This window comes from Variovorax sp. 20P10.2.4 (assembly GCF_058244205.1).
On record NZ_JBZAYE010000479.1, the window covers coordinates 1 to 5,724 of the forward strand.

General features: G+C 71.6%; 2 protein-coding genes and 1 pseudogene. 1 reads left to right on the forward strand and 2 read right to left on the reverse strand.

Annotated elements, in window-relative coordinates; all coding sequences use genetic code 11:
* Positions 1 to 292: 292 nt before the first annotated feature.
* Together cphA and AC27VN_RS30750 are read right to left on the reverse strand one after the other, a co-directional pair.
* A complete protein-coding gene (cphA, locus tag AC27VN_RS30745) occupies positions 293 to 2,860 on the reverse strand; it encodes a cyanophycin synthetase (RefSeq protein WP_490879008.1) in 2,568 nt (855 codons plus the stop codon).
* A gap of 64 nt (positions 2,861 to 2,924) precedes the next feature.
* A complete protein-coding gene (locus AC27VN_RS30750) occupies positions 2,925 to 5,162 on the reverse strand; it encodes a cyanophycin synthetase (RefSeq protein ID WP_256223074.1) in 2,238 nt (745 codons plus the stop codon).
* Between the two features lie 139 nt (positions 5,163 to 5,301).
* Between AC27VN_RS30750 and AC27VN_RS30755 the strand changes: the two are divergent.
* Positions 5,302 to 5,724 (forward strand): annotated as a pseudogene (locus AC27VN_RS30755) (cyanophycin metabolism-associated ABC transporter); the annotation flags it as partial.

Below are 5,724 nucleotides of genomic sequence, written 5' to 3' on the forward strand. Positions count from 1 at the left end.
CTGGGCCTGCGCGCCGAGCGCGACCAGGCCGGCCGCGAGCGCGAGGATGCGAAGGGAACGCAGCGGCCGCGTCGGCCGGCGGGTCGGGATCGTTCCCGCGTGGATCGTTGGGGTCATCGTGCCTCCTGGAAAGGACGCGACTTCCTCGAGAGCGAGGCAGTGCGCGACTGGAGGCCCAGTGTCCGGCCGCGCGGCGCGCGCGGCCTGTGGGACGGCACAGATTGCGGACCCGGCGGGACGCGCCCCCGCGTGTGGGACGAATCCCGCAGGCGGCGGGACCCGGCCCGCGCGCTCAGCCTTCGGCGATGCGCTTGGCGAGGTGGGCGAGCGCTTCGTCGACCTGGTCGACCAGGATCAGCGAGAGGTCGCCGGGCTGCAGCCGGGCCAGCGCGGCGTCGATGGCGATGAACTCGCCACGGATCTCGTCGATCTGGCGCGTGCGGGTCGCGCCCTGCAGGCCCTGGCGCAGCAGGCCCATCACCTCGCCGTCGGCGCGGCCGCGCTGGGCCGCGTCCTGATAGAGGATCACGTCGTCGAAGGCCTGGCCCAGGATCGCGGTCTGGTCGCGGATGTCGGAATCGCGCCGGTCGCCCGCGCCGCTGATGACCACCGAGCGCTTCTTCGCGGGCATGGTGTCCACGGCCGAGACCAGCGCGCGCATGGCGTCGGTGTTGTGGCCGTAGTCGGCGATCACGGTGGCGCCGCGGTAGTCCATCACGTTGAAGCGGCCGGGCACGCCGGCGGCGTCGTTGAGGAAGCTCGCGAGGCCGCTGCGGATGGTGTCCCAGTCCAGGCCCACGGCCCAGGCCGCGGCCACGGCGGCCATCACGTTGTCGACCTGGAAGCCGATGCTGCCGCCGCGCGTGATCGGCACGTCGCGCAGCGAGATGCGTTCGCGCCACGAGCCCTCGGCCGCCACCACCGTGTCCTGGTCGACGTAGACGGTGCGCTTGCCCTGCGCGCGGTGCGTGGCCATCACGGGATGCTGGCGGTCGGCCGCGAAGAAGATCACCTCGCCCGGGCAGTTGGTGGCCATCGCGGCGACGTTGGGGTCGGCCGCGTTGAGCACGGCATAGCCGCCGGGCGCCACGTTGCGCACCACTACGCGCTTGAGCACCGCGAGGTCCTCGACGGTGGTGATGTAGTTCAGGCCCAGGTGGTCGCCGCTGCCGATGTTGGTGACCACGGCCACCGAGCAGCGGTCGAAGCCCAGGCCCTCGCGCAGCACGCCGCCGCGCGCGACCTCGAACACGGCCGCGTCCACGTCGGGATGCAGCAGCACGTTGCGCGCGCTCTTCGGGCCGCTGCAGTCGCCGCTGTCGGTCTGGCGGCCGTCGACGTACACGCCGTCGGTGTTGGTCATGCCGGTGCGCAGGCCGCTGGAGGCGACGATGTGGTTGATCAGCCGCGTGGTGGTGGTCTTGCCGTTGGTGCCGGTGACCGCGATCACCGGGATGCGGCCGTCGTCGCCATGGGCGAACAGCGCGTCGACCACCGCCTCGCCGACCGCGCGGCCGCGGCCGAACGAGGGCGAGATGTGCATGCGCAGGCCCGGCGCGGCATTGACCTCGACGATGCCGCCGTGCTGCTCCTCGAGCGGGCGCAGCACGCTCTCGCAGACCACGTCGACGCCGCAGATGTGCAGGCCGACCATCTGCGCCGCGTCGACCGCGCGCGCCGCCACCTCGGGATGCACGGTGTCGGTCACGTCGGTGGCGGTGCCGCCGGTCGAGAGGTTGGCGTTGTTGCGCAGCACCACGCGCTGGCCCAGCGCGGGCACGCTGTCGGGCGTGAGGCCTTGCGCTTCGAGCCGGCCGACGGCGATGTCGTCGAGGCGGATCTTGGTCAGCGAGGTGGCATGGCCCTCGCCGCGGCGCGGGTCGAGGTTGACCGTGTCGACCAGCTGGCGCACGGTGGCGCTGCCGTCGCCGATCACGTGCGGCGGATCGCGCCGCGAGGCGGCCACCAGGCGGTCGCCCACCACCAGCAGGCGGAAGTCGAAGCCCGGCAGGAATTTCTCGACCATCACCTCGCCGTGGGCATCGGCGGCCGCGTAGGCCGCATCGAGCTGCTCGCGCGTCGTGATGTTGACGGTCACGCCCTTGCCCTGGTTGCCGTCCTGCGGCTTCACCACCACGGGCAGGCCGATCTCCTGAGCGGCGGCCCAGGCGTCGTCCATGTCGGCCACCGGGCGGCCCAGCGGCACCGGCACGCCGGCGGCGTTGAGCAGCTGCTTGGTGAGCTCCTTGTCCTGCGCGATCGACTCGGCCACGCCGCTGGTGCTGTCGACCTCGGCGGCCTGGATGCGGCGCTGCTTCGAGCCCCAGCCGAACTGCACCAGGCTGCCGCTGGTGAGGCGGCGGTAGGGGATGCCGCGCGCCACGGCGGCGTCGACGATGGAGCCGGTGCTCGGGCCCAGGCGTTCCGATTCGTCGAGGTCGCGCAGCTCGGTGATGGCGGCGGTGGCGTCGAAGGCGGTGCCGTTCTGTGCCGCGGCGATCAGCGCCTCGGCCAGCTCGAGCGCGCGGCGGCCGACGGCCTCCTCGGTGTATTGCACGACCACCTGGTAGACGCCTTCTTCCAGCGTGGGCGAGGTGTGGCCGAAGTTGACCGCGCAGCCGGCCTGGGCCTGCAGCGCCACGGCCGCGTTCTCCAGCACGTGGGCCAGCGCCAGCGGCTGGCCCAGCACCATGGGGTGCAGCTCGCCGATGGTCGGGAAGGCCGCGCGCAGGCGGTCCTCGAAGCCGGCCAGCCGGCCGATGGCGTTCTCGTCGCCTTCGCAGGCAACGACCGCCTCGATGGCGGTGTGGCGGCTCCAGAGGTTGGGACCGCGAAGGGCGCGGGTGCGGGTGACTTTCATGGGGCGGCGCGGTTCTTCTGGGGTATCGGCGGGTGCCCCGCGAGAACGCGGGGGACCGGATGGATCAAGCGAGCTGGAGTTGGGGCGAGGGCTGGCTCTGCGAGAGCTGCAGCGAGGCCAGTGCCGCCTGCAGGTCGGCCTCGAAGGCTTCGATGCCCGCGCCGATGAGGTTGAGCGGAATGCCCAGCGCCCAGGCCGCGGCCACGGCGGCCAGCAGGCTCTCGAGGCTGACGCCGGCATGGGTGGCGCGCCACACGGTGAGGCGGCCCAGGCCCGGCAGGAACGACTCGCTGGTGCCGTTGGCCAGCACCACGCGGTCCTGGCGGATCAGCACCGCCTTGCCGCCGGCGGCCTGGTGGGCCGTCAGCGACGCGGCCTGCGCGTCCACGCTGTAGAGGATCACGGCGCCGTCGCACAGCGGCGCCAGGCCGGCCACGCGTTCGTCGTCGGCGTTGAGCACCGCGGTGCCCTCGGGCAGCACCACGTCGACCTGGGTGCGCAGCACCTTGACCATGTGGTCGCTCTCGCGGATGTCGAAGTCGCCCAGCTGCTCGAAGCCGCCGAGGTCGGTCACGATGCCGACCTCGCAGCGGTCGTAGGGCAGGCCGTCCTGCAGGATGGTGCGCGCGCCGTTCTCGATCACCACGGCCTGCACCTGGCGGTTCATCAGCAGGCGGTGGCCGGCTTCCCAGTTGGCGCTGTCGCGCGCATCGACGCGGCGGCGCTCGAGGAACAGGCCGTCGCGGCAGGCCAGGCCGGTGTGGCGGCCGCCGAGGCCGACCAGCCAGGCCACCAGGCGGGCGATCACCGCGTTGTCGCGCGAACCGGCCACGCCCACCACGGGGATGCGGCCTTGCGAATCGTCGGGGAACAGGTGGTCGCAGATCGCGCGGCCCACCGGGCGCGGCGAGCCGACGGCCGGCTTCAGGTGCATCAGCAGGCCGGGGCCGGCGTTCACCTCGACGATGGCGCCGCCCTGCGGGCCGAGTGGCTTGGAGATGTCCTCGCAGACCAGGTCGATGCCGGCGATGTCCAGGCCGACCACGCGCGCGGCCAGCTCGACCATGTGCGCGACCTCGGGATGGACGCTGTCGGTGCAGTCGATCGCGACGTTGCCGTTGCGCTGGATCAGCACGCGGCGGCCGGCTTCGGGCACCGACTCGGGCACCAGGCCCTGGCGGCGCAGGTCCGACAGGATCGCGCCGTCGCGCGCGCCCAGGAACGACAGCGGGAAGTCCTCGGTGTCGCCGCGGCGCGGGTCGCTGTTGATCTGCAGGTCGATGAGTTCGCTGCAGTCGGACTTGCCGTCGCCCGTGACCCAGACGGTCTCGCCGCGCGCGGCCGCCACCATGCGGCCGCCGACCACCAGCACGCGGTGTTCCTCGCCGCGGATGTAGCGCTCGACCAGCACTTCGCTGCCGTGGCGCTCGGCCACCGAGAAGGCGGCCTCGATGTCCTCGCGCTTGGTCAGGTCCAGGATCACGCCGCGGCCATGGTTGCCGTCGGAGGGCTTGACCACCACCGGCACGCCCATCTCCTCGGCCACTTCCCAGGCCTCGGCCGGGCTGGCGACGGCCTGGCCGCCGGGCACCGGGATGCCGCAGCCCGCGAGCAGCGACTTGGTCAGCACCTTGTCGCTGGCGATCGATTCGCCGATGGCGCTGGTGTAGTCGGTCTCGGCGGTCCAGATGCGCTGCTGGTTGGCGCCGTAGCCCATCTGGACCAGGTTGCCGCTGTTCAGGCGCATGTAGGGGATGTCGCGGTCGATCGCGGCATTCACGATCGCCTCGGTGCTCGGGCCGAGGTAGCAGTCGTCGACCTTCGACTTGATCGCCTCGATCGCGGCCTGCACGTCGGCCGGGCCGATGGGGTCGTCGTTGATCGCGGCCATCATGATGCGGTGGCCCTCGGCCAGCGCCACCCGCGCCACCTGCTCGTCACGCGAGCGGAACACCATGCGGTAGGTGCCCGAGACCGAGGTCTCGCGGGTCTGGCCGAAACCGGTGGCCATGCCGGCCAGGTTCAAGAGCTCGATCACCACGTGCTCGAGCACGTGGCCCGACCAGGTGCCTTCGCGCAGCCGCTGGATGAAGCCGCCGCGCTCGCCGACGCCGCAGTGGTGCTCGATCAGCGCCGGCAGCAGGGTCGTCAGCCGGTCGCCGAAGCCTTCGATCTTGTTGGAGGGGAATTCCTCGAGCCGGCCGAGGTCCAGCCAGACTTCGAGCACCGGGCGGTAGGTCCAGATGCTCGGGCCGCGCAAATAGTTGATGCGCAGCAGGCGAATGTCGTCGAAACGGGTCATGCAAACGTTCGATGTGCTTTGGCCGAGCACCGCGGCGCCTTCAAGCGCGCCCATGGCGATCGGTCAGAATCGGCGCCCCGCGAAGGGCGTCATGGCGCGGTCCCAGCGGGCCGCGACGGGCAAGAGTCAAAGAAACACAATGCAACATCACGATCCAGTCGGCACCCAGGAGGGCGAAAACGAAGCGGTTTCAGAGGCTCTGAAAAGCCGGCTCGCAGTCGCGGAAAACGTTCTGGCAACACTGTCGGTTGACCTCGATGAAGAACTTCGTTTCAGTTTTGGCCTGGTGGCGCTCACCGACCAGCGGCTGCTGGCGCTGGAGCCCGGCGGCAAAGGCGTCTGGCGTGAGTGGTCGCTCGCCGACCCGGCGCTGGCGCTGCAGCTGAGCGACCAGTCGGGGGTCGGCCTGCTCGACCTGGTGGGCGGCGAGGGCCGGCTGGCGCGCTGGCGCTACACCCTGGCCAGCCAGGTCGCCGCGCTGCGCCTGCTGCGGCTGTTCGGCCAGCGTGCCAGCCATGCCGGCGGTGGTGTGAGCGAGAAAACCGAAGCCGAAAACGAAAAA